The 26,748-nt window shown below is 34.4% G+C and carries 21 protein-coding genes and 1 pseudogene; 19 read left to right on the top strand and 3 right to left on the bottom strand.

Going from position 1 to position 26,748, the window contains the following annotated elements; genetic code table 11:
- Nucleotides 1-20 precede the first annotated feature (20 nt).
- On the bottom strand, nucleotides 21-1,613 hold the full coding sequence (locus QO200_RS15065) for a RagB/SusD family nutrient uptake outer membrane protein (protein WP_371541542.1): 1,593 nt from the start codon (nucleotides 1,611-1,613) through the stop codon (nucleotides 21-23).
- A 17-nt stretch (nucleotides 1,614-1,630) separates the two neighbouring features.
- Nucleotides 1,631-4,582, bottom strand: a complete 2,952-nt coding sequence (locus QO200_RS15070; RefSeq protein WP_371541544.1) for a SusC/RagA family TonB-linked outer membrane protein — start codon at nucleotides 4,580-4,582, stop codon at nucleotides 1,631-1,633.
- Between the two features lie 333 nt (nucleotides 4,583-4,915).
- Here QO200_RS15070 and QO200_RS15075 point away from each other — a divergent pair, with 333 nt between their 5' ends.
- From QO200_RS15075 to QO200_RS15130, 12 genes and pseudogenes are all read left to right on the top strand, one after another.
- On the top strand, nucleotides 4,916-5,947 hold the full coding sequence (locus QO200_RS15075) for a LacI family DNA-binding transcriptional regulator (protein ID WP_371541547.1): 1,032 nt from the start codon (nucleotides 4,916-4,918) through the stop codon (nucleotides 5,945-5,947).
- A 344-nt stretch (nucleotides 5,948-6,291) separates the two neighbouring features.
- A complete protein-coding gene (locus QO200_RS15080; RefSeq protein ID WP_371541549.1) occupies nucleotides 6,292-7,821 on the top strand; it encodes an MFS transporter in 1,530 nt (509 codons plus the stop codon).
- Nucleotides 7,814-8,467, top strand: a complete 654-nt coding sequence (gene pgmB / locus QO200_RS15085) for a beta-phosphoglucomutase (protein WP_371541552.1) — start codon at nucleotides 7,814-7,816, stop codon at nucleotides 8,465-8,467. Before QO200_RS15080 ends, pgmB begins: the two co-directional genes overlap by 8 nt.
- Before the next feature lie 109 nt (nucleotides 8,468-8,576).
- Nucleotides 8,577-10,892, top strand: coding sequence for a glycoside hydrolase family 65 protein (locus tag QO200_RS15090; protein WP_371541555.1), 2,316 nt, complete (start codon nucleotides 8,577-8,579; stop codon nucleotides 10,890-10,892).
- Nucleotides 10,893-11,105: 213 nt separating this feature from the next.
- Nucleotides 11,106-12,983, top strand: a complete 1,878-nt coding sequence (locus QO200_RS15095) for a glycoside hydrolase family 13 protein (protein WP_371541558.1) — start codon at nucleotides 11,106-11,108, stop codon at nucleotides 12,981-12,983.
- 52 nt (nucleotides 12,984-13,035) lie between these two features.
- Nucleotides 13,036-14,700, top strand: a complete 1,665-nt coding sequence (locus QO200_RS15100) for an alpha-amylase family glycosyl hydrolase (RefSeq protein WP_371541561.1) — start codon at nucleotides 13,036-13,038, stop codon at nucleotides 14,698-14,700.
- A gap of 82 nt (nucleotides 14,701-14,782) precedes the next feature.
- Nucleotides 14,783-15,460, top strand: coding sequence for a glycerophosphodiester phosphodiesterase (locus QO200_RS15105; protein ID WP_371541564.1), 678 nt, complete (start codon nucleotides 14,783-14,785; stop codon nucleotides 15,458-15,460).
- Nucleotides 15,457-16,665: an NAD(P)/FAD-dependent oxidoreductase gene (locus QO200_RS15110; protein WP_371541566.1), complete on the top strand. Its 1,209-nt coding sequence runs from the start codon at nucleotides 15,457-15,459 to the stop codon at nucleotides 16,663-16,665. The genes QO200_RS15105 and QO200_RS15110 overlap by 4 nt, the downstream gene beginning before the upstream one ends.
- 132 nt (nucleotides 16,666-16,797) lie before the next feature.
- Nucleotides 16,798-17,898 carry a leucine-rich repeat domain-containing protein gene (locus QO200_RS15115; RefSeq protein WP_371541569.1) on the top strand — a complete coding sequence of 367 codons (1,101 nt, stop codon included), beginning with the start codon at nucleotides 16,798-16,800 and terminating at the stop codon, nucleotides 17,896-17,898.
- Between the two features lie 130 nt (nucleotides 17,899-18,028).
- Nucleotides 18,029-18,772, top strand: coding sequence for a hypothetical protein (locus tag QO200_RS15120; protein WP_371541570.1), 744 nt, complete (start codon nucleotides 18,029-18,031; stop codon nucleotides 18,770-18,772).
- Between the two features lie 76 nt (nucleotides 18,773-18,848).
- A pseudogene (locus QO200_RS15125) lies at nucleotides 18,849-19,087 on the top strand (aminoacetone oxidase family FAD-binding enzyme); the annotation flags it as partial.
- A gap of 104 nt (nucleotides 19,088-19,191) precedes the next feature.
- Nucleotides 19,192-19,935, top strand: a complete 744-nt coding sequence (locus tag QO200_RS15130; RefSeq protein ID WP_371541573.1) for a hypothetical protein — start codon at nucleotides 19,192-19,194, stop codon at nucleotides 19,933-19,935.
- A gap of 33 nt (nucleotides 19,936-19,968) precedes the next feature.
- On the opposite strand, the gene QO200_RS15135 is transcribed toward QO200_RS15130, so the two are convergent.
- Nucleotides 19,969-20,445, bottom strand: coding sequence for a TspO/MBR family protein (locus QO200_RS15135; protein ID WP_371541575.1), 477 nt, complete (start codon nucleotides 20,443-20,445; stop codon nucleotides 19,969-19,971).
- Between the two features lie 137 nt (nucleotides 20,446-20,582).
- Here QO200_RS15135 and QO200_RS15140 point away from each other — a divergent pair, with 137 nt between their 5' ends.
- From QO200_RS15140 to QO200_RS15170, 7 genes are all read left to right on the top strand, one after another.
- Complete coding sequence (locus tag QO200_RS15140) at nucleotides 20,583-21,686, top strand: diphosphomevalonate/mevalonate 3,5-bisphosphate decarboxylase family protein (protein WP_371541578.1); 1,104 nt, start codon at nucleotides 20,583-20,585, stop codon at nucleotides 21,684-21,686.
- A 42-nt stretch (nucleotides 21,687-21,728) separates the two neighbouring features.
- Complete coding sequence (locus QO200_RS15145) at nucleotides 21,729-21,923, top strand: hypothetical protein (protein ID WP_371541581.1); 195 nt, start codon at nucleotides 21,729-21,731, stop codon at nucleotides 21,921-21,923.
- Nucleotides 21,924-21,973: 50 nt separating this feature from the next.
- A complete protein-coding gene (locus QO200_RS15150) occupies nucleotides 21,974-22,912 on the top strand; it encodes a mevalonate kinase (protein ID WP_371541583.1) in 939 nt (312 codons plus the stop codon).
- Between the two features lie 72 nt (nucleotides 22,913-22,984).
- Complete coding sequence (locus QO200_RS15155; protein ID WP_371541586.1) at nucleotides 22,985-23,941, top strand: geranylgeranylglycerol-phosphate geranylgeranyltransferase; 957 nt, start codon at nucleotides 22,985-22,987, stop codon at nucleotides 23,939-23,941.
- Between the two features lie 259 nt (nucleotides 23,942-24,200).
- The gene (locus QO200_RS15160) at nucleotides 24,201-25,109 is read left to right on the top strand and encodes a pseudouridine synthase (RefSeq protein ID WP_371541588.1); all 909 of its coding nucleotides are present in this window, start codon (nucleotides 24,201-24,203) and stop codon (nucleotides 25,107-25,109) included.
- Nucleotides 25,110-25,193: 84 nt separating this feature from the next.
- On the top strand, nucleotides 25,194-25,556 hold the full coding sequence (locus QO200_RS15165) for a nuclear transport factor 2 family protein (RefSeq protein ID WP_371541590.1): 363 nt from the start codon (nucleotides 25,194-25,196) through the stop codon (nucleotides 25,554-25,556).
- 183 nt (nucleotides 25,557-25,739) lie between these two features.
- Nucleotides 25,740-26,591, top strand: a complete 852-nt coding sequence (locus tag QO200_RS15170; protein ID WP_371541593.1) for a cytochrome c family protein — start codon at nucleotides 25,740-25,742, stop codon at nucleotides 26,589-26,591.
- The last annotated feature ends 157 nt before the right edge of the window (nucleotides 26,592-26,748 follow it).

Consider the following 26,748-nt stretch of genomic DNA (forward strand, 5'->3'; position numbering starts at 1 on the left):
TTTATAAATTTTTAAAATTATTAGTATCCAGGGTTTTGTATTAATTTACTATTTGATGCTAGGGCTGTTGCAGGAATTGGGAATAAATCTCTGTAAGACTGTGTTGGAGATCCTCCGGCCACATTTCCTTTCCAAGGCCATAAATAACTTCCTCCAGAAAATTTACCAAAACGAATTAAATCCGTTCTTCTGTGTCCTTCCCAGTGTAATTCTCTAGCTCTTTCGTCAAGAATAAAGTTCAAATTAAGATCCCCTTGAGTTACTGCCGCACCTTTAGCTCTCGTTCTTAAAGCATTCATGTATGTTGTGGCAGTTGCTAAACTTCCACCCGCACCTCTTACAGCACATTCTGCATACATTAAATAAGCATCTGCCAAACGGAAAATAGGAAAATCTGAATCTGAAAAATCCCCAGACTTATCAGAACCCTGTACTCCGTTTACAGTCACATTTCTAAACTTTTGAATAGCGTACCCATCAGTAAAAGTCCCTATATCCTTAATTTCTTTAGTTTGTCCTTCTGTATAAAACTGTCCACGTCTATCAGTTGTATTCGCAGTAAACTTATCTACAAATGCTGCAGTAGTTCTGATACCAGCCCAACCACCATTGATTCCAAATTCAGCTGCTTTCATGCTTCCACCTACTGGTGCATGCGTTAAGAAAGTAGTTCCACCATAAGTTTGTGTACGAAGACCATCAAATGCGATAGCAAAAATAAATTCGTTTTGCGCACCATTTTTATCATTATCAGCAAGAAACAACTGATTGTAATTGTTGTGCAATGAATAAGATGAACCAACAATTTTTGTAATTAATGGTACAGCAGCTGCGTAATTATCAGTACCGATATACACTTTTGCATTCATATACAATTTAGCTTGTAACATCCAGGCAGCGGCCTGATCTACACGATAAGCCTCATTTGTTTTTGGCGCTTTCATTAACGGAGTAATAGCAGTTAACTCTTCATCAACAAATTTGTACAATTCAGCTCTTGTTGCATATTCTGGGTAAAAGAAAGTACTAGGAGAATCTTCAGTAACCAATGAACCACCTCCAAATGTATCAATCAAATGCCAGTACGTCATTGCTCTCAAGAAACGAGCTTCAGCTCTATAAACAGCAATTTCTGCTTTTAATGCAGCATCTATTCCTCTAGCAGCCAATTTCTCATCAGTAGTCTGACGCAAAAATTCGTTACAGTTTACAATTTGAAAAGAGAAACGAGCAAAAGTTGCATTAATAAAACTATCCGAAGAACTCCATGTTTGAGAATGGAAATCTTTAATAGACCCATCATTCCACCCAATAACTGCTTCGTCAGTTGTCAATTCTTGCATCATCCAATACCCTCTCACATATTGACTTGTTCCCTCATCAATGCCTGAAATATCTCCTTTTCCTGCAGGACCTTGTTGACCTGATGTAGCAAAACCAGCATATAGTTTTGCTAAATTTTGTTTGTACGATTCCGGCGAGCTAAAAAACTCCTCACCTGGAACTGAATCTCCTTTATCTGGAGATTGGACTAAATCATTTGTACATGATGGAAAAGTAAGCACCAGCAGGAACAAAGAAACACCCAATAATCGTTTATATATATTTTTCATTTTTCTTATTATTTGTATTAGAAATTAACGTTCAAACCTAACGTAAAAGTAATTGGTCTAGGGTATAAATTTTTATCAATACCACCTGAGATCTCAGGGTCTAAGCCATCATAATTGGTTATTACCAAAATATTTTGAGCAGCCAATGTTAATTTAACCAATGACGTAGCATTTTCTTTTTGATTAAAAGTATAGCCTACACTTACATTGTCCAATCTAATAAATGAAGCATCTTGTACGTAATAATCAGAGTGTAATTGAAAATTATCCGAATTAACAAAACCAGTTTCTAAAAGATTAGCAACACCATTGCTTAAATCAGTACTTCTAGTTAAAACACTGTTGTAAACTCCTTTATTAGAATCGATATTGTTATAATTATAATTACCCCATGATCCTCTCCAGTTCATTCCCATATCCCAGTTTTTATAAGATATGCTTGTGTTGAATGCATAAAACACATCAGCAGCTGGTTTATGAAAACGGTATTTATCATCACTATTAATGATACCATCTTTATTTCTGTCAATAAAAACCCCCTCAAGTGGTTTTCCATCAGCTCCATAAGCTTGTTCGTAAACAAAAAATGAACTTGGTGCATAACCTACTTGATGACTTTGGATATAATTTCCTGTACCGCCATCAATACCTCCTACATCAGTAATACCTGGAGTATTGTCTTGAGTCGTTGTTAACTTAGTGATTTCAGAATTTTGAAAAGTAACGTTTCCACCAACAGTCCATTGGAAATTCTCATTTCTTACAGGAATTACTTCTGCAGCTAACTCAAGTCCTTTGTTATCAATTGTTCCAATATTATAATTATCTTGGTTAGAGAAACCAAAGAAAGATGGATTGTAAGTATACAATAATAAATCTTTGGTAGTTCTTTGATACGCATCAACGCTACCCGTAAATCTATTGTTAAACAATCCAAAATCAACACCTACATTTGCAGTTGTTGTTTGTTCCCATTTTAAATTGCTATTGTAGGCCTCTGGTCTATATGTTGTATAATATGTATCCCCTAATTGATATTGAGCAGAACTATTAGACGCCAAGTACAAAGGAATAGACGGATATGAGTTACCAATATTTTGTTGTCCAGTAATACCCCATCCACCTCTAAGTTTCAAAGTAGAGATACTAGCTACATCTTTTAAGAAGTTCTCTTCGTTTAACTTCCAACCCACAGCAACTGCCGGGAAGTTTGACCATCTGAAGTCTTCAGTAAATCTTGATGTCCCATCTCTTCTATAAGATAAGGTTAGCAAATATTTGTCTGCAATTGTAATGTTAGTTCTGGCAAAGAATGATTGTAAGTTAATACGTGTTGGTGTAGATAGCTCCACATTAGTAACACCTCTTTCCACATTGTAAGAAGATTTATTTTTTGATTCTTTAAAATCTTGATAAGTATACCCTCCTGTTACATCAAACTGTGTATCAATTGCATCTACTTTTTTATTGTAGTTTAAATATAAATCCATTAACTTATTGTCACGAGACTCTATATTTTCATACGTATTGCCATATCCTGAACCCGATAATCCATTACGATAATCTAACGCATTATCTCCATATCCTCTACCACTCATTTGATCATAACCAAAGTTAGCTACCGCTTTTAACTCTGGAAAGAAATGCAACTTATAATCAAACTGAATGTTTCCAATGCTTCTATAAAAACTACCATAGTTGTTTTGTTGTTCAATTTGAGAAACTGGATTAACTCCTGCTAATGAATTTATTTCATCTCCTTCATCACCTTGTTTATACCATTGAAAATAAGTTCCATCAGCATTTTTTACTGGTTGCGAAGGGTCAAAGCTAACTGCTCCACCAATAGCACCATTAGTACTATAATTACTTTTTATTAGCGATGTATTATTATTGATTTCAATTTTCAAATGTTTATCAAAGAAATTCCCTGTTACATTAGCTCCAAGAGTACTTCTTTCCATGTTGTCTCTTTTTAAGATACCATTTAGATTCGCATATCCAACAGACGCTCTATATACTACGTTATCAGTACCACCGCTTAATGCGATATTGTGATCTGTACCAATAGCAGTTCTATAAATCTCATCTTGCCAATCTGTGTCAGCAGTACCTACAAGTGCTTGTTGAGCTGCATTTCCATTAGCCGCAACAAAATCTTTAAATTGTGTACTAGATAACGCATCCACTTTACTGGTAATTTCAGATACTTGAAGATTTCCATTATAACTTACTTGTAATTCACCTGATTTACCTTTTTTAGTAGTAATAATAATTACCCCATTTGAAGCACGTGATCCGTAAATAGCAGTAGCCGAAGCATCCTTTAATACTGAAATCGATTCAATATTATTTTGATTAATGGTACCTAATGGGTTTTTACCACCTTCAACACCTCCACTAGCCACTGGAACACCATCAATAACATATAATGGATCATTACTCGCTGATAATGAAGATCCACTTCTAATTCTAATAACCGGATCAACTCCTGGAGAACCACCTCCGTTGATGATTTGCAAACCTGCTACTTTCCCTTGAATCATTTGATCTGCAGAAGTTACAGGCCCTTTATTAAAATCTTTCGATGTCAATACGGTTACTGCTCCTGTAGCATCTTTTTTCTTAACGGTACCGTAACCCACTTGAATTACTACTTCACTTAATTGATTTGCATCTTCTTCTAATGAAACCGTTACTGATTTTTGACCATCATAGTTAATGACTGTGTTTTTGTATCCAATGAAAGAAAAAACGATTTTAGAACCTTTCTTAGTATTTGGCAATTGAAACTTTCCATCAAAATCCGTTGAAACGCCATTTGTGCTACCTTGTACATTTACATTTACTCCCGGAATGGGCTGCCCTGATGACTTATCAAGAACAGTTCCACTAAGAGTATTCTGAGCCAGAATACTAAAAGGCAGTAATAGTAATAAAAATAACAACTTTTTATAAATTGTTTTCATACTTTTTGTTTAAATTAATTTTTTTTTTGAGTTGTGTTTTTAACATTTAATTTTACTTCGAATGCTAAATTTATATAAATTTTAACAGCCTCAACACGGACTCTATTATATTAGTTTACGAAAACGTGATAGTGTTGAAAACTTTCTCATTTATGTAAATTTTTAGGGGTTAAATTGTCATTAATCAAAACAAATTCTATCTTTATTACGAAAATAATTTTTATCAATATTACAATTATGTAATCGCCAGTAACAAAAAATTTGACGCAAGCAAGCATCAAAAAATAAAAAAGCGATACCACATATAATCACTAAAAAACAAAGTCTAACTATATGAAAAGAAAAGTAACGCTTAAACAAATTGCTAAAGAACTTGACGTTTCAATCTCTACAGTTTCAAAATCATTAAGAAACAGCTTAGAAATAGGAGAAGACACCCGACTAAAAGTGCAGGCTTTTGCCAAATTTTACAACTACAGACCCAACAATATTGCCCTAAGTTTAAAGAACCGAAAAACAAAAACCATAGGAATTATTATACCAGAGATTGTCCATTATTTTTTCTCCACGGTCATCAATGGAATAGAACAAGTGGCTAATGAAAACGGCTACAGTGTAATTATAACCCTATCTGACGATTCCTTTGATAAAGAAGTCCTTAATATGGAAATGCTGGCTAATGGAAGCATTGATGGATTCATTATGTCATTATCAAAAGAAACCCAATTTAAAGGTGATTATCACCATATCACAGAAGTTATCGATCAGGGTATGCCCGTGGTTATGTTTGATAGAGTTTCTAATGAAATCCTGTGCGACAAGGTGATTATTGACGATAAGCTTGCAGCGTATGAAGCCGTTCAAAGCCTTATAGACAAAGACCGAAAAAAAATAGCCTTAGTTACTACAGTTGACTATGTAAGTGTAGGTAAACTAAGAACTGATGGATATACAAAAGCTTTATTAGACAATGGGCTTCCTTTTAATGAGGACCTAATCATTAAAATTGAAGACGTTGATACTTGCGAAATCATCATTGGTAAATTACTGGAAGAAAAAGCAATAGATGCTATTTTTGCCGTTAACGAACTTTTTGCTGTCACTTGTATAAAAGCCGCAAATAAAATGGGCTTAAACGTTCCTAAAGACCTAGCTGTAATCGCATTCACCGATGGAATTATTTCTAAATACTCTACTCCTACTATTACCACCGTGAGCCAAAGCGGTAAAAAAATGGGAAATAAAGCTGCAAAAATGCTTATAGACAGATTAGAGTCAGAGAATGAACATCTAGAAGAAGAAAATTATAAAACTGAAGTTATTGAAACCCATCTTATTGAAAGGGAATCTACCTATAATGGTTAGAAATTAGAAATGAGAGGTTAGAAGTATAGTGTACCGCTAAAATAAAAATCTTTTAACCTTTCAATTAACCTCCAGGATCTCACCTTAAACCTCGTATCTCCACATCTAACTTCACACTTCTAACTGTTAATCTCCCACTTCCTTTCTCGAACATCGATACTATTTTCTATTTTATTCATTACTACAACCTTGTAGTAAAAAAAGTTAGTTTTAATTCGCATCTAAAAAATAAAAGATTGAAATTAATTTTTATATTTACCTCGTCAATACTTTTACTTTTACTTCGAAAAATAAGTTTAGTTTTGATAAGCACAACGCTTATCGTTAATATATAAATTACGATAATGGAAAAGCGTAAATTAAGTTTCTGGCAAATTTGGAACATGAGTTTCGGATTTCTGGGAATTCAAATGGGTTTTGCCTTGCAAAATTCAAACGTTAGTAGAATATTTCAGACTTTAGGTGCCAGTATTGATGACATCCCTATTTTATGGGTGGCCGCTCCTATGACCGGATTAATTATCCAACCCATAATTGGCTATTTTTCAGACAGGACCTGGACAAAATTAGGACGAAGAAAACCTTACTTTTTAGCAGGTGCAATTTTAGCTTCGGCAGCATTATTTATAATGCCCAACTCTCCTGTTTTATGGTTTGCAGCTGGAATGCTCTGGATTATGGACGCATCTATCAATGTTTCGATGGAACCATTTCGTGCTTTCGTTGGAGACAATCTTCCAGAAAAACAACGAACCATGGGATTTGCCATGCAAAGTTTTTTTATTGGAATTGGAGCCTACTTCGCATCAAAACTGCCATTAATCTTTACCTATTTCGGAGTTCAAAACACTGCTCCTCTTGGTATCATTCCTGATTCAGTTAAATATTCCTTCTACTTTGGTGGAGTCGTATTTATTGCAACTGTTCTATGGACTGTTATCACTTCTAAAGAATATTCTCCTGAAGAACTAGAAGCTTTTGAAAAACACAAAGAAACCACATTCATAAAAGAAGAACATTCTGCTGAGTGGTTTGTAACTAACGGACAATCCCATTTAACTAAAGGAATTTTATTCCTAGTGGTGAGCGCATTATTTTCAGCATTGATTTATGAATACGATTTAAAGAAAGACTTGTACGTTCTATCACTAGGACTTATAGGTTTAGGAGGATTGGCAATGTTAGTTTCTGGCATGATGCAAAAAAACAATACAACAGACAATGGATTTGTGACCATCATGAATGATTTTCAGTTTATGCCAAAAATCATGAAACAACTGGCATGGGTTCAATTCTTTTCTTGGTTTGCACTTTTCTCCATGTGGATTTACACGACTCTTGCCGTTACACAACATATTTACGGAACGACAGATACTACATCTGAAGCGTATAATACTGGTGCAAATCAAGTAGGTGAAATGTTTGCTAATTACAATTTAATTGCTGCAATTGCCGCTTTTCTACTACCGGTATTAGCCAAATATACCAGTACTAAATTCACGCATTTTGTTGCATTAGTCTGCGGTGGACTGGGTCTTATATCCATATACTTCATTCAGGAACCAACTGTTTTTATGATGGAATGGCTTCCAATGATCGGTGTTGGAATTGCATGGGCAAGTATTCTGTCTATACCCTACGCAATGTTATCCGGTTCATTACCTTCTAACAAAATGGGCTATTACATGGGAGTTTTTAACTTCTTTATCGTAATCCCACAATTAGTGGCTGCATCTATTTTAGGATTTTTAGTTTCTAAATTTTTTAACAGCGAACCTATTTATGCTCTTTTAATTGGTGGAGTCTCGATGATTCTTGCCGGAATTATTTCTCTGACCATTAATGACGAATCAAAAATTATAATAAATGAATAAGAAAGCATTCATCTTCGACCTTGACGGAGTAATTGTTGACACCGCCAGATATCATTTCTTAGCGTGGCAAAAAATTGCAAATGAATTACAAATTGATTTCACATTAGAAAACAACGAGCTATTAAAAGGCGTAAGTCGAGTACGCTCTCTAGATATTATTTTAGGATTAGGAAACGTGGAAGCTTCGCAAGAAGACAAAAACAGATGGCTAATTGAGAAAAATGAAGAATACTTATCCTATTTAATCGATATGGATCAAAGTGAATTATTACCAGGTGTTTTATCAATGTTACACTACTTAAAAGAAAAAAACCAACCAATTGCTTTGGGATCAGCCAGCAAAAATGCTAGACCTATTTTGGAAAAAACTGGAATAAGACATTATTTTGATGCTATAGTGGATGGAAATGATGTTACTAATGCTAAACCAGATCCAGAAGTGTTCTTGATTGCGGCCAAACTATTAGGTACAAGTCCTGAGAACTCTATTGTTTTTGAAGACTCTGTAGCAGGAGTTCAAGCAGCAAATATTGGAAAAATGACAAGCATTGGAATCGGGGAAGAATCTGTTTTATATGAAGCAAAATACATATTTAAGGATTTCAACCATATAGATAGGAGTTTCATTGAAGGATTAATTAATTAATAAACAGATTAAATAAAGAGAAACAAGAGGTAATAGAAACTGTCGTCTATTTTCAACAACTGTAAACTTCTAAACCTTATACTTTTTAAACTTTAAACAAAAGAAAAGAATGAACCAAGATTATATAAAACCAGACAATTGGTCCATCATTGAAGAAGGATTTGATGCAGAAAGCGTAAAATCTTCTGAAAGCCTTTTTAGCATTGGTAATGGTGCGATGGGACAACGTGCCAATTTTGAAGAAAATTATACAGGTGAAACTTTCCAAGGAAGTTATATTGCGGGAATTTATTATCCAGATAAAACCAAAGTCGGATGGTGGAAAAATGGCTATCCAGAATATTTTGCCAAAGTATTAAATGCGCCAAACTGGATTGGAATTGAAATCGAAATAAACGATGAAACTTTCGACCTCAATACCTGCACCGAAATAAAAAACTTCCGTCGTGAATTGAATATGAAAGAAGGTTGGTACAGCCGTTCTTTTGAAGCAAAATTAAAAAACGGAACTGAAATCGCTGTGAATGTGGTGCGTTTTCTTGCTTTAGATTTAGACGAAGTGGGTATTGTCAATTACGAAATCACTCCTTTAAATAAGGATGCAAAAATCGTGTACAAACCCTATATTGATGCGGGTGTTACTAACGAAGACGCGAACTGGGATGAAAAATTCTGGGAACCGCTTGAAGTAAAACACACCGGTAACGAAGCATTTGTAACTGCACAAACGTTTAAAACGCATTTTAAAGTGACTACTTTTATGCAAAATAGCATTTTAGAAAACGGTAAGAACTTAAACCTTTCACCTACAAATTTTAATACCACGACTGATAAGATCCAGAGTATTTATGCAGTAATTGTAGCAAAAGGAAAAACCTCATCTATTCAAAAAATAGGTGGATACACTGTTTCTTTAAACCACAGCAATACACAATCTGCAGCTGAGAAAGCAATTCAAGCGGCATTAGCAAAAGGATATAATCAATTATTGGAAGACCAAATTGCTGCTTGGGCAAAAATTTGGGAGATGTCTGACATCACTATTGAAGGGGACGTAAAAGCACAACAAGGAATTCGTTTCAATATTTTTCAATTAAACCAAACGTATTTAGGTAAGGACAGCCGATTGAATATTGGTCCAAAAGGATTCACTGGCGAAAAATATGGAGGATCAACTTATTGGGATACCGAAGCCTATTGCATTCCGTTTTATATGGCAACAAAAGATCAGCAAGTTGCACGGAATCTTTTGACGTACCGCTACAACCAATTGGACAAAGCAATTGAAAATGCGCAAAACAATCTAGGTTTTAAAGACGGAGCTGCTCTCTACCCTATGGTAACTATGAATGGTGAAGAGTGCCATAACGAATGGGAAATCACGCATGAAGAAATTCATAGAAATGGCGCGATCGCTTTTGCTATTTTTAACTACCACCGTTTTACTGGTGATTACTCTTATATTCCTGAAAAAGGATTAGAAGTTCTAATTGCCATTGCACGTTTCTGGCACCAAAGAGCTAATTTCTCTAAAGACAAAAATCAATATGTAATCTTAGGAGTTACTGGACCCAATGAATATGAAAACAACATAAACAATAATTTCTACACAAACTATATTGCAAAATGGTGTATTGATTATACGTATGAACAACTTCAGAAAGTTTCATTAGAATTCCCGTCAGATCACAAACGAATTATTGAGAAAACAAAACTGGCTGAATCTGAATTGAAAGAATGGAAAAAAGTAGCTGACAACATGTATTTTCCGGTTTCTAAAGAACTAGGTGTATACTTGCAACAAGATGGCTTTTTAGACAAAGATTTAGTTCCAGTAAAAGATTTGGATCCGGCACAACGACCAATTAACCAAAAATGGTCTTGGGACAGAGTATTACGTTCTCCTTATATCAAACAAGCTGATGTATTGCAGTGCTTTTACTTCTTTGAGGAACATTTCTCTAAAGAAGAATTGAAACGCAACTTCGAATTTTATGAATCCTTTACCGTTCATGAAAGTTCACTTTCTCCATGTGTGCATTCTATACAAGCGGCTTCATTAGACAAGATGGACATGGCTTATACTTTTTACTTACGAACATCACGTTTAGATCTAGATGATTATAACAAAGAGGTTGAAGAAGGCTGTCATATCACCTCTATGGCTGGAACTTGGATGAGTATTGTTGAAGGTTTTGGCGGAATGAGAGTCAAAAACGACACTCTTAGTTTTTCTCCAAAAATTCCAAAAGAATGGGAAGGATATTCCTTTAAAATCAATTTTAGAAATCAAATTATAACAGTGGCAATCACTCATGTTGAAACTACATTTTCAGTAGATGGAACTAAAGATTTAGCCATTTTAGTGAACGAAAAAAAGATTACGGTATCGCCAAATAGTCCGATTGCTGTACCTCAAAATTAATTGTAAAGAACTTGTAGACAACTCTTTCATTTAATTACAAGTCCTCTGTGGCTAACAAACAATCCCAATATTCATTGGGATTGTTCAATTAGTTTAAGTTGTACTTTAAAACTATATAGCAATACAGCGACAATAACCCACACATTTCAAGTGGCACTATTCTCTAGTTTAATTGCTTTAAAAAATTTAATAGTAATCATTATGTGCATAAATATGAATAAATTTACCTCGATTTCAATGGGAAACTCCTCTTTTATAAAAATCATTCCCTTAATCCTTTTTTTTATGTCCCTTACCACAAACGCACAAATCGACAGGGTCGAACCTCCTTTCTGGTATGCCGGAATGCACAATCCAGAATTACAGATTATGTTTTACGGTAAAAATATAGCGCAATATGACGTCACAGCTTCTAACTCTATTGCCATCACTGAGCTAAAAAAAACAGAAAACCCGAATTATTTATTTGTTACCATTAATACTAAAAATGTAAGTGCCACCGAAATCATCTTTTCGTTCAGAAATAAAAATCAAATTGCTTTTACACACAAGTACGCGCTGAAGAAAAGAAGAGAAAAATCAGCAGAACGCAAAAGCTTTGACGCATCTGATATGCTATATCTTATAATGCCAGATCGTTTTGCTAATGGCAACCCACAAAATGATAGCAATAGTACAACTGTAGAAAAATACAATCGTGATTTACCTGGTGGAAGACACGGTGGAGACATTCAAGGGATCATAAAAAACTTAGATTACATTTCTTCTCTTGGAGCGACGGCAATCTGGAGTACGCCATTATGCGAGGATGACGACAAAGCCTTTTCCTATCATAACTATGCACAATCTGATGTATATAAAATTGACCCCCGTTATGGAACTAATGATGATTATGTGCGTTTATCATCTGAGATGCATAAAAAAGACATGAAACTAGTAATGGACTATGTTACTAATCACTGGGGAATTGAACATTGGATGATGAAGGATTTACCCACACACGACTGGATTCATCAATTTGAAAACTATACACAAACAAATCACAAACGCTCTACGATAAGCGACATTAACGCTTCAAAAATAGACACAAAGGTTTGTCTTGACGGTTGGTTTGTTCCCTCGATGCCTGATTTAAACCAATCAAATCCTTTGGTATTAAACTACCTCAAACAAAATGCTATTTGGTGGATTGAGTATGCAGATCTAGACGGTTTCAGAGTCGATACGTATAACTATTCTGACCCTGCCGGAATTGCATCGTGGACAAAATCCATCACCGATGAATACCCAAATTTCAACATTGTAGGAGAAATATGGATGCACGATCAGGCTCAAATGGCCTATTGGCAAAAAGACAGTAAAATTGGCGCTATACAAAACTACAATTCGTACTTACCAAGTGTTATGGACTTTACGTTACACGATGCCATTGGTACCGTTTTCAATGAAGATGACGGAACTTGGGACAATGGAATGGTAAAAGTCTACGACAATTTTGCTAATGATTTTTTATATCCCAACATCAATAGCATCATGGTTTTTGCCGAAAATCATGATACCAGCCGAATTAATCACGTATATCAAAATGATTTTAGAAAATACCAAATGACCATGGCTTTAATAGCGACTGTCCGCGGGATACCGCAATTGTACTATGGCAGCGAAATAGGAATGAGCGGCGACAAAGACAAAGGCGATGCTGACATACGTCAAGATTTTCCCGGAGGCTGGTCTGGCGATAAAAACAATGCTTTCACTAAAGAAGGTCGAACTGTTGATCAAAATGAATATTTTGACTTTACTTCTAAATTGTTCCAATGGAGAAAAACAAATGAAGCAGTACATTTTGGAAAAATGACGCATTACATTCCTGAAAACAATGTCTACGTCTATTTTAGATATACTGACAAGAAAACGGTTATGATCATAATAAACAATAGCAACGAAAATCAAACGATGAATACAGCCCGTTTTAAGGAAAACATAAAAGACTTTACAACCGCGAAAAATATTTTAACAGATTTATCTTTCGAAATCTCTACAGAAATTAGTTTGGAAGCAAAGTCAGTTGTAATTTTAGAATTAAAATAAAGCACATCAAAACTGATGTAACAAACACATCACAAAAATCAGTTCAACAATAATGAAAAAATATTCAAGCGTAGTACTACTGTTAACCTTATCTTTCTTTGTGAGCTGTACCACAACGCAACCACTCGCAGAAAAAACAACCAGAAAAAAAGTGCCCTTTGTTTGGGAAGCGGCTTCTGTCTATTTCTTAATGACAGATCGATTCAATAATGGAGACAAAACAAACGATCTCAATTTTGACCGGACAAAAACTGCTGGAAAACTGCGTGGTTTTGAAGGAGGCGATATCAAGGGAATCACAAAAAAAATTGACGAAGGTTATTTCGATAAATTAGGAATCAATGCTATTTGGTTTACACCAATAGTGGAACAAATTCATGATGCTGTAGATGAAGGAAGCGGTTTAAGTTATGGATTTCATGGTTATTGGGCTAAAGATTGGACGGCATTGGATCCTAACTTTGGAACAAAAGCAGACTTGGCAAACTTAGTTAAAAAAGCACATGCGCACGGAATTAGAATTGTTCTGGACGGCGTAATCAATCATACTGGACCCGTTACAGATATAGATGTTGCATGGCCAAATTACTGGGTGCGTACCAGTCCTGTTTGTGATTATAAAAATTATCAAAATACTACTGCCTGTACATTGGTTGCTAACCTTCCAGACATTAGAACAGAGAGTACACAAAATGTTGACCTCCCTCCTTTTTTGATCGAAAAATGGAAAAAAGAAGGACGTTACGACCAGGAAATGAAAGAATTGGATGCGTTCTTCAAACGAACTGGCTACCCCAAGACACCTCGTTATTATATCATCAAATGGTTAACGGATTATATTACTGAATATGGAATCGACGGATACCGTGCCGATACAGTAAAACACACTGAAGAAAGTGTTTGGGCTGATTTCAAAACACAAAGCGACTATGCCTTTGCCACTTGGAAGAAAAACAATCCAACAAAAGTCTTAGACAATAATCCTTTTTACACCATTGCCGAAGTATACAATTATAATATCAGTGCTGGGAAAAATTTTGATTTTGGAGACAAAAAGGTAAATTATTTCGAAAATGGTTTTAACAACATGATCAATTTTGAGTTTAAATATGACGCTCAAAAAGACTATGAATTTATATTCTCAAAATATTCCAAAATCCTAAACGGCGAGTTGAAAGGATATAGTGTTTTGAATTATTTATCGTCTCATGATGATGGTGGTCCATTTGACGCAAAAAGAACCAAAACTATTGAAGCGGGAACAAAACTATTACTTTCTCCAGGAGTTGCGCAAGTGTATTACGGTGATGAAAGTGCCCGTCCTTTAGTCATTGAAGGAACACAAGGTGATGCAACCTTACGTTCATTTATGAACTGGAATGAAATTAAAGTCAATCCTGAAGTTAAAAAGACACTAGCCCATTGGAGAAAACTGGGGAAATTTCGCAAAAACCACCCTGCTATCGGTGCTGGTGTACACAAAGAAATTTCAGCGCAGCCTTATACTTTTTCAAGAACGTATTCTAAAGGAACCTATAATGATCAGGTCTTAATTGGGTTAGATTTACCTATCGGTAAAAAAGTGCTAGAAGTGTCAGCTGTATTTGCAGATGGAACCCGAGTTAGAGATGCTTATTCTGGAAAAACCGCTGAAGTATCTAAAGGTAGAATTAAAATAAAAACTGATTTCGATATCGTATTATTGGAAAAAAGATAAAAATACATTGTTATACAAAAAGCACGAATCGATTCCGGTTCGTGCTTTTTTATTTATGTTACCTTTGTAAAAAATCAATCCAATGTTAAAAATAGGTCATCGTGGCGCTAGAGGTTATGAACCGGAGAATACCCTTATTGGTTTCCAGAAAGCAATTGACCTGCATGTGGATGACATTGAACTAGATGTACATTTAAGTGCAGATGGGGAAATAATGGTCATTCATGACGAGACAATTGACCGAACAACTAATGGAAAAGGTACGATAAACCAACTCACGTTGCAGGAACTGAAACAATTCCAGATTGAGAAAAATCAACGCATCCCGACATTAACTGAAGTATTAAACTTCATTAATCAACGCTGTGATGTTAATATCGAATTGAAAAGTTATGAAACTGCACATAAAGTGGTTGCTTTAATCGAAAAATTCATTGCCGAAAAGCATTGGAATTACAGCCAATTTGTAGTTTCAAGTTTTGATTGGAAGGCATTACAACAAGTTGCTCTTTTAAATTCAGAAATACGTATTGGTGTGCTAACTGAAACGGATTTAGATCTGGCTGTGGCTTTCGCCAAATTTATTAAGGCAAAATCAATCCATCCTGATTTCCATTTGTTAACCGCCGAGAACACGGCTAAACTACAGGAAGAGGGATTCGAAGTTTTCCCTTGGACGGTTAACGAGCAAGACGAAATAAAAAAAATAAAATCATTTAACGTAAACGGAATCATAAGCGATTTTCCAGATAGAATATGAACCAAAATTTTGATATAATAATAGTAGGTGGTGGAGCAGCAGGTTTTTTTACCGCAATTAACATTGTGGAGAAAAACCCAAAACTAAAAGTAGCCATATTAGAACGTGGTGCCGAAGTACTGCAAAAAGTCCGCATTTCTGGCGGAGGGCGTTGCAACGTAACCCACGCTTGTTTTGAACCAAACGAACTAGTGAAGTATTACCCGCGTGGCGAGAAAGAACTTCGTGGTCCTTTTCATCAATTTTGTTCTGGTGACACCATTGAATGGTTTGAGAAACATGGTGTCGAACTCAAAATTGAAGATGACGGAAGAATGTTTCCCGTTTCCAATTCGTCACAAACTATTATCGAATGCTTTTTACAAGCAACACAAAAATTAGGAATCGAAGTCTTGACAGGACAAAGCGTACAATCTATCTTCAAGAAGGAAAATATCTGGAAAATAGAAACCCAAAACGAGAACTATCTTGCCGAAAAATTAATTTTAGCAACAGGAAGCAACCCTAAAATATGGGAAATGTTACAAACTTACGGTCATGCGATTGTAAGCCCAGTCCCTTCCCTATTTACTTTTAACATCAAAGATTCAAGAATCAAGGAATTACCAGGTGTGGCGGCGCAAGTTACCGTTAAAGTAAAAGACACTAAACTCGAATCGACAGGTCCTCTATTAATTACGCACTGGGGAATGAGCGGTCCTGCTGTTTTAAAACTTTCGGCTTGGGGAGCAAGAATATTACATGACAAAAACTATCAGTTTACCATTTTTGTGAATTGGCTAAATGATGTCGATGCTAGTGATGCTGAGAAAAAACTAAAAGAACTAAAACAAGAACACGCCAAAAAAGCGGTATCTAAGAAATCACCTTTTGACTTCCCAAATCGTTTGTGGGAAAGCTTAGTGCTGGCTTCAGGAATAGAAACCGAAACCAAATGGGCTGATTTATCGAAAGCGCAATTGCAAAACCTATCGAATCAATTGACGAACGGTACTTTTCAAGTAAACGGAAAAAGCACCTTTAAAGAAGAATTTGTTACAGCCGGTGGAATTGATTTGAAGGAAATCAACTTCAAAACCATGGAAAGCAAACTACACAAAAATCTTTATTTCGCAGGAGAAATAGTGAATATTGACGCCATTACGGGCGGATTTAATTTCCAGAATGCGTGGACAAGTGGGTTTATTCTGGCGAATAGCATTTAGTTTTCATCTTCCATTTAATACCTTACATAGGAATCACTTATTTTAAAAAAACTAGTGATTCCTATGCGAAAAAGATATATTTTTGAGTTAGCAAACAATAAAATTTGATTCATTTATAAATATATCGTGAAAATGAAAAATAGAATTACACTTAAAAAATTATTTGTTCCTTTTAGTTTTTTTATTCTTTTTCTATTTATAACTGCTTGTACCTGCGATGACGACAAAGTAGATGACGACCAAAAATGTATTGAAGGCCAAATTTTAAACATACCAGATCCAGTTTTCAAAGCAAAGCTATTAGCTTCTACATCTTCTAATTTAATTGTTGGAAGCTTAATAAATGAAAGCATTAAAATAGACGAAAATAATGACGGTGAAATCCAAGTTTGTGAAGCAGAAAAAGTGGGCTATTTAGACCTTCGCAAATCAGGAATTACATCATTGGAAGGAATTTCGGCATTTAAAAATCTTATTATAATTCGTTGTGACGATAATGAACTAAAAACATTAGACCTGTCTAACTCGCCAAACTTAGAACAAATACACTGCAACAACAATCTATTAACAGCTTTAAATCTTAAAGGATTAAGTCGTTTACGAATTATTTATTTTCAACATAACCAAATCTCTTCGCTGAATATTACAGGCGCCAATAATATTGCTCGTTTGGAAGGTGCTTACAATTCACTAACAGAAATATCATTACTGCAACTAAAAAAATTAGAGTATTTATATATTTCTAATAATAAGTTAACAAATTTAGATGTACAAAACCTGGAAAATCTCATCTCTCTAAATTGCACTGAAAATAATTTAAAGACAATAAATGCTACCAATTGTATTAAGTTATTTGGTTTAGAATGTAATAGAAACCAAATAACCGCATTAACACTCAAAAATTGTAAAAACTTGAAAAATTTAGGTTGTTGGGGCAATAATTTGACATCACTTGACACTTCAGATTTGGTTGAGCTTTTTAATCTTGATTTAACCAACAATAAAATGATTAACTTAGATTTGAGAAATTCAAAAAAAATTGAATACCTATCTTGTTCAGTAAACAAATTAGAATCTTTAATTATAAAAAACGAAAGTAATTTCAGAAGCTATTCCATAGAAAATAACCCAAATCTAAAATATATTTGTTGTGATTCAAGCGAAAAAGACGAAGTCTTAAGTCATGTTGCATTACATGGTTATAATTGTAGCGTAGTAACTGATTGCTTTTAAAAGTTATTCCCGTAAAAAACCTATTTAACAAAACGAATCTCGCAATAATTAACAAGATTTTACATATTTACTAAGCTTTCATTAAGACGAATCTAATAAATTTACTATCAAGTTATTAGATTCGAAACCTATGAAAGTAAAACTACTCAGTGCACTAATTCTATTCACTTCTCAATTTAGTTTCTCACAAACAATTAAAGGTAAAGTAGTCTTTAATAATTATGCAATTCCTAAAGTCGAAGTCGTTAATTCTAGTACAAAAACACTTGCAGTTTCTGATGCAAATGGAGAATTTTCAATTATTGCAAAAGCGAATGATATACTAGTATTTGTATCTAAAGAACACGAGCTAAAAAAAATAACACTTACTCCTGAAACAATTAGTAATACGCCGCTAATCGTTGAATTATCATTAAATGCAGAAGAACTAAACGAAGTTCTTATCACAAATACCCCAGCAATTACCTTATCAGCTGCCCCAGAAGTGGAACAAGTACAAAGAGATGAGATCGCGGCAGATAGAGCTGATAAAATTTTAAAGCCTCTAATGATTGATGATTTAAATATAAATAAAGGACTGAATATAATGCGAATAGGAGGATTTGTTGCAAGTCTACTTAAAAAAGAGAAAGAGGAAGTCAAAAAAGCAGTTCCTGAAATTGAATTTTCTACACTGGCAAAAAACAGTTACGACCAAAAATTCTATCTCAAAACCTTAAAGCTACAAGCTGATGAAATTGAGCTGTTCCTTCAGTTCTGTGAAGCAGACCCCAAATCAAAAATAGTTGCAGCAAACAACAATACGCTAAGTACAATGGATTTTTTATTCTCCAAAATTACGGAGTTTAAAAAGTTCGCTGCTTCAAAAAAGTAAATTCCTTTTCATCCCGTTGAACGAACTGATTAGTACTTATTCAACCACCCAACACTTGCATTTACTACCATAGTACAACCTATCAAACCAGCTGACAAATGGAACTGTTGAAATAAATGGTAAAAGTACTTTTAAAGAAGAATTTGTTACTGCCGGTGGAATAAATTAAAAGGAAATCAACTTTAAACCATAGAAAACAAGCTACCCAAAAAAAATTATTTTACCGGAGAAATTGTGAATATCGATGCAATTACTAGATGTTTTAATTTTCAGAATACGTGGACAACCGGATTTATTCTCGCGAGTAGTAGCTAGTATCAATATTTAAGATAAATAATTAACAAGAATTTACATGTTTACTAAGCTTTCATTAAGACGAATCTAATAAATTTACTATCAAGTTATTAGATTCGAAACCTATGAAAGTAAAACTACTCAGTGCACTAATTTTATTCACTTCTCATTTTAGCTTTTCACAAACAATTAAAGGCAAAGTCATATTTAATAATTATGCAATACCTAAAGTTGAAGTCATCAATGCGAATACAAAAATACTTACAGTCTCTGATGCAAATGGAGACTTTTCAATTATTGCAAAAACGAATGACATCCTAGTATTTGTATCTAAAGAACATCAAGTAAAAAAAATCACACTTAACCCCAAACTATTCACCAAAGACGAATTAGTCGTTGAATTAATTCTAAAAGCCGAGGAATTAAACGAAGTGGTCATTACAAATATGCCATCTATTAAACTAAGTATGGATGACACATGGGAACAAAAAAAGATTGACCAATATGCAATAGAAAAAAATGCAACCACTCCAAAAGTTATTGGTGTTAATATGGGAACAATTGAAAACGGAATGGATCTGAAGCGAATTGGCGGTATGGTTTTAGGTCTATTTATAAAAGAAAAAGAGGAAGTCAAAAAAGCACTTCCTGAAATTGAATTTTCCACACTGGCAAAAAAAGACTTCGCCCAAAAATTCTATCGTGAAAATTTAAAGCTACAAGCTGATGAAATTGAACTATTCCTTCAGTACTGCGAAGCAGATCCTAAATCAAAAATAGTTGCTGCAAACAACAATACGCTGAGCACGATGGATTTTTTATTCGCCAAAAACACGGAGTTTAAAAAGCTCGCTACTTCAAAAAAATAATTTGCTTTTCCATCTCTTTATACAAAGTGATTATTACTTATTCAACCACCAAATACTTCCATTTAATACAGCAGCAAAACTTACCCAAGCCAAATACGGTATAAATAAATAACCAGCGATTTTATTAATTTTAGAAAACTGAAGGTAGGTTTCATAAATCATCAACCAAAGAACAATAATTTCCAGTCCTGCTAACATAGGGTTGTGCAAGCCAAAGAATAAATACGACCACAGCGCATTTAGTGCTAATTGTATTGCAAAAACAATTAATGCTTTCTTTACATTTTCTTTATCTGATTCCATACGATCCCAAACCAGTCCGGCAGCAATTCCCATCATAATATACAACATACTCCACACTGGCGCAAAAATCCAATTTGGAGGGTTAAAACTTGGCTTTATCAATGTTGGATACCAGTCTAAAATGGCAGAACGAGTCGAATTTCCAGAAAAATAACCAATCGCAAGACAGGTAACAACAACAGTAAGTATTTTGGTAAGCTTATTCATTTTGGTTTTCTATTTGCGCCAAAAATAGTCAAACTTCAGCATATTTAAAATTAAAATCCATCAATGTATGCGTTTCAAAAAAATAATACAAGGAACGTATAAACCAAAAAAGTATCTTTGCGTAAATTTTATATTTCATGTTGACAACAAACGATTTTATCCCTAAAGCTTATTCTCATAATATAGAAAGTGGTACGTTCCATTGGAGTGCTCCCAGCAATATCGCTTTGGTGAAATATTGGGGAAAAAAAGACAATCAAATCCCAGCTAATCCATCGGTGAGTTTTACCTTGAACAACTGTAAAACTGTTACTACGCTAGCTTTCACCAAAAAAGACATTTCAACTACGCTCAATGCGGCAAATAATACTTTTTCGTTTGATTTACTTTTTGAAGGCAAACCAAAAGAAGATTTCAAGCCTAAAATTGCAAAATTCTTAGAGCGAATCGAAATCTACTTGCCTTTTTTGAAAGAATATCATTTTACTATAGACACTCAAAACACCTTTCCTCATAGCTCTGGAATCGCTTCATCAGCATCTGGAATGGCGGCTTTAGCGATGAACTTTATGAGTTTAGAAAAAGAGTTGAATCCGGAAATGTCGCAAGAATACTTTTATCAAAAGGCTTCTTTTTTGGCAAGATTGGGGTCAGGAAGTGCTTGCCGAAGCGTAAAAGGACAAGTAGTGGTTTGGGGAAACCAAGCTAATATTAAAGGAAGCTCTGATTTATATGGAGTCGAATTTCCAAATCCCATTCACGAGAATTTCAAGAATTACCAAGATACTATTCTACTAGTTGACAAAGGCGAAAAACAAGTTTCGAGCACTGTAGGTCATGATTTGATGCACGATCATCCCTATGCTGAAAGACGATTTGCCCAAGCGCACGAAAACCTAGACAAACTAATTGCGATTTTTGAAAGCGGGAATTTGGAAGAATTTATTAAAGTAGTCGAAAGCGAAGCCTTGACTTTACATGCGATGATGATGACATCAATGCCGTATTTTATTTTAATGAAACCAAACACTTTGCAAATCATTAATGCGATTTGGAAATTCAGAAATGACACTAAAATCCCAGTGTGTTTTACACTCGATGCCGGAGCAAATGTCCATGTATTGTATCCCGAAAACGTTAGCGAAAAAGTTTTGCAATTTATTCAGGACGAATTAGTTGGCTTTTGCCAAAATGGGCAGTACATTTGTGACGAAATTGGAAATGGAGCTGTATCTAATTAATTCCATTTTTTTGCTTACCTTTATATTCAAAGCATTGAATTTATGGATATTCCAGTAGAAAAATTAGAAATAATTAAATTATTGATAGAAACCAATGATAGTTCTATTGTTGAAGCCATAAAAAACATTTTCGAATTGCATAAAAAAACGGTTTGGAACGAATTGTCTCCTGAACAACAAGAAGAAATTGAGTTTAAGATTCTGGAAGAGAATCGAGGAGATCAAGTAGAATTATAAAAAATAATACCAATATAATTACCAACCCCAAATTGATAATTCACGAAAATATGAAAGGACCTTTATTTTACTCAAAAATATTACTCTTTGGAGAATACGGAATTATTCGTGACTCGAAAGGGCTTTCGATTCCTTATAACTTTTATAATGGCGCATTGAAAAGAGATGAAGATCCATCTCCCCAAGCGATTGCATCTAATGCAAGTTTGAAGCGTTTTGCTGATTATCTTGAAACAATGCAAAACGAGCAACCGGAGTTGGCAACTTTTGATTTAGCTGAATTAAAAAGCGATATTGAAACAGGAATGTATTTTGACTCTAGCATTCCACAAGGATATGGTGTAGGAAGTAGTGGTGCTCTAGTAGCAGCTATCTACGACAAATATGCTCAAAACAAAATTACTGTTCTTGAGAATTTGACACGCGAGAAACTATTGCAATTAAAAAATATATTCTCTCAAATGGAAAGCTTTTTTCACGGAAAAAGCTCAGGATTAGATCCTTTAAACAGCTATTTAAGTATACCAATATTAATTAATTCTAAAGATAATATTGAAGCCACTGGCATTCCAAATCAAATTTTGGATGGAAAAGGCGCTGTATTTTTGTTAGATTCAGGAATTGTTGGAGAAACGGCCCCTATGGTGAGTATCTTCATGGAAAACCTAAAAGACAAAGGCTTCCGTACCATGCTAAAAAATCAGTTTGTAAAATATACTGATGCTTGTGTAGAAAATTTCCTTGGCGGAGACATGAAAGCATTGTTTATGAATACTAAAAAATTATCAAGCGTAGTTTTGAATAATTTCAAGCCTATGATTCCAGAACAATTCCATGCTATTTGGCAAAAAGGAATTGATACTAATGATTACTACCTAAAATTATGTGGTTCTGGCGGAGGTGGTTACATCTTAGGTTTTACCGAAGATTTAGAACGCGCTAAAGTTTCCTTGAAAGACTATAAACTAGAAGTAGTGTACCAGTTTTAATTGGCAATAAAAAATCTATTTAAAGCTTAAAATCCCTCGTGATTTTAAGCTTTAATCTTTTAAAAAAATACCATGTTAGGCAGAAAGCAGAAGCTTTTAATAATGAAGATCGTAAGTTTATTCTCGGTGGTAAGAGGGTATAATATTCCTATTATTATTTTGGCGCAATACCTTTCAGCCATTTTTATCCTAGCTCCTGAAAAAAGAGCACTCGCTGTACTACTCGATTTCAACTTATTCATTCTTGTCTTTGCTTCCTCGTTAACAATTGCTTCAGGCTACATCATTAATAACTTTTATGACAGCCGAAAAGATTTGATTAACCGTCCTAATAAGTCTATGCTTGACCGACTGGTTAGCCAGAAAACAAAACTTACCGTGTACTTTTCGCTGAATTTCATTGTAGCCATAATGGCTCTATTTATATCATGGCGTGCTTTTTTATTCTTTTCAGCGTACATCTTCTTGATTTGGTTTTACTCGCATAAAGTAAAAAGATACCCCGTAATAGGAAATCTAACTGCTGCTTTACTAGCTGTTATTCCGTTTTTTGCAATATTGTTGCATTACTATAACGATCTTACTTTTGAAGAATTCGAAAATTACAAAGGACATTTCGCTGTTATTTTTGCCCACGCTAGTTTTCTTTCGCTATTGATTCTCATACGTGAAATGATCAAAGATTTAGAAAATATAAAAGGGGACTTGGCTAATGATTACAAAACGATTCCCATTGTCTATGGCGAAATACTTTCTAAAAAAATAATAACAGCCCTAATAGTGCTAACCATCTTACCTGTTTATATGCTGATCGAAATTTATGATGTGGGTTACATGGATATTTATTTTTACTTCAGCTTCATTGTCTTGATTTTCTTTGTCCTTTACTTGTGGAAGTCCACTAAAAAGGAACAGTACCTATTACTTCACAACGTACTTAAATTCTTGATTGTCTCTGGTGTCTTTTGCATCGTGTTGATTAACCCCTCCGTATTATGGAGTGGAAAGAAACTATTACTGCTTATATAAGCGAAAATCACCGCTTTAAAACCTGATTTTTCTATTTTTCTTACCCTGATTGAAATAACATCCTGTTTATCCTGAACTTGTTTCCGGATTCTGAAACAAGTTCAGAATAAAAAGATATACTGCCCCAACGCTTCGGGAGTGGAATCAGCTCCAAGAAAACAAAATAAAAACTTATTAATTAGATAGTTACCGTTTTATAATTGCCTTATATCGATTAGCAATAATATAAATACTATCTTTGCACAAATTATGGAATATTATGAATAATAAGGAAGGCAATAATAAAAAAAGCGGTGCTAGACCAACGAGTTCTAGACCTAGCTCTAATAAGCCAAAACCTGCGATGCAAAAAAGGGCACAAGGGCCAAAAAAAGTAAAAATAAACACTAAAGTTGCAGAAGTAGTTTCTGACAAGGTTGAAAAAAAACCGAATCAGGCACCTAAGAGACCTAAAGTTAAAGACGAAATTCGTTTGAATAAATATATCGCCAATTCTGGTGCTTGCTCACGTCGTGATGCTGATATTTACATTCAATCCGGAAACGTAAAAGTAAATGGAATCCCTGTTGTTGAAATGGGATACATGGTTAAACCGGGTGATGTAGTGAATTTTGACGGAGCAACTTTGACTCCTGAGAAAAAAGTTTACATTTTATTAAACAAGCCTAAAAACTTTACGACAGCACTTGATGAAGGTCAGGAATTTCGTAATGTTTTAGAATTAGTAAAAGGTTCTACAACTGCAAAAATTGGAGCTGTAGGAAGAATGGATAAAAACACAACTGGTCTTTTATTGTTTACAAACGATACAGACATGTTGCGTAAATTCACTTTACCAAGCCAAAAATCATCTAAAATTTACCACGTATCTTTAGACAAAAACCTGAAATTTGAAGATTTAGAAAAAATCAACAAAGGGTTAACTCTTGATGGACACCGTGTTTTTGTAGAAGACATAAGTTATATTGAAGGAGAAGCTAAAAGCGAAATAGGATTGAAATTAAGATCATCAAATGTAAAAGTAGTTCGTTCTATTTTTGAACATTTTAGTTATGATGTTTTAAGAATTGACAGAGTATCGTTTGCAGGTTTGACTAAGAAAAACCTACCAAGAGGAAACTGGAGATTGCTTACTGATCAAGAAATCATCAACTTGAAAAACGTATAATACTTCATTGAAATTATTACATAGAAAATCCCGTTCGTGACAAACGAATGGGATTTTTTTAATTAAATATACAAAGCCTACACCATGACGCCAGAAAAATTACAATCAATTGCATTTAAATGGTTTGAGACTTTCAACAATAAAGAATTAGAAAAACTCTTAGCTTTATACGATGAAGATGCCGCGCACTATAGTCCGAAACTAAAAATCCACAAACCGGAAACAAATGGTATTGTAAAAGGAAAACAAGCATTACGCGAATGGTGGCAGGATGCTTTTGAGCGTTTACCTACCTTAAACTACAAAGTGACTTCACTTACCGCAAACGGCGACCGCGTTTTTATGGAATACATAAGAACAGTAGATGGAGAAGATGAAATGCTTGTTGCAGAAGTATTAGACATAAGAGAAGACAAAATTGTTGCTTCAAGAGTATATCACGGATAAAAATATAATTTATATTCTAAAATTCCATTTCGATCTAGTCGAAATGGATTTTTTTTTATAACACTACTTCAATAGTCTCATAAAAGGCTTTCATCGTAAATTATAGCAAATAATTGCCTAATTTTGAATATCCATATCTCTCTTAAATTTTGTCAATTAAAGGCTTTCATTCAAAATAGAATAATGCGTACACTCTCTCTTAATTTATTTGTACTACTGTTAATTTCATTTGCAAGTTGCCAGCAAAAGGAAAAACCAAGTGCTATAGCCAAAAAAAATATTTTTACCAATACACAAAACCAAACACGAGATTCACTAAGTATCAATTTAATAGATTTGCAAAAGCTTGGTAAATTAAAAAAAACTCAAGTAGTAACCGTAGCTAACGACCCCGTTTACCACAGCACAAAACACTACAATGCACTTCCTTTTCTCGATTTACTAAATAGCTACACTGCTATAAAAAACATAGACATTAATAAATATCAAATTGTCTTTGAATGCGAAGACGGATACAAACCGATGATGCCCTTGCAACAATTTCTTTCGGTAAAATCATTTCTTGCCGTTAGCGATGTAGACGCACCAAAAGGACAATTATGGTCAAAAATCACTAAAGACGGACACGAAATGAATGCGGCTCCTTTTTATTTAGTTTACCAAGGGGCGTCCACAAAAGACACCGATCTAAAATGGCCTTACAACCTTATAAAAATACACCTTGTCGCTAACAGTCAAAATATCGCTTTACTGTTCCCCAAAGATGACGCTAAGGCTCAGCTAGGCTTTGAATTATTCAACAAAAATTGCGTCACTTGCCATTCCATTAATAAGACTGGAGGAAATATGGGACCGGAATTAAATTACCCGAAAAGCGTAACCGAATATTGGGACAAAAAACAATTAAAAGAATTCATCAAGAATCCCGCTTCCTTTAGGAATGGAGTAAAAATGCCAATTCCTGCAAACGTCACTGCAAAAGACATAGATGAAATTGTCTATTATTTAGAATACATGGCAAACCATAAGCTATAAAACCACATTAAATTCAGAAAGAGTTTTTTAAAAAAACAACTTCATTTTTAGATATCAAAATAGCTTCTCACTTTATAAGCTGGAAAAACCGGTCAAATTGACCACCCAATTCCAGTGCAAATTGACCACCAGTTCCGGAGTAAACTGACCACCCTAT

The organism is Flavobacterium sp. Arc3 (genome assembly GCF_041431375.1).
Classification (GTDB): domain Bacteria; phylum Bacteroidota; class Bacteroidia; order Flavobacteriales; family Flavobacteriaceae; genus Flavobacterium.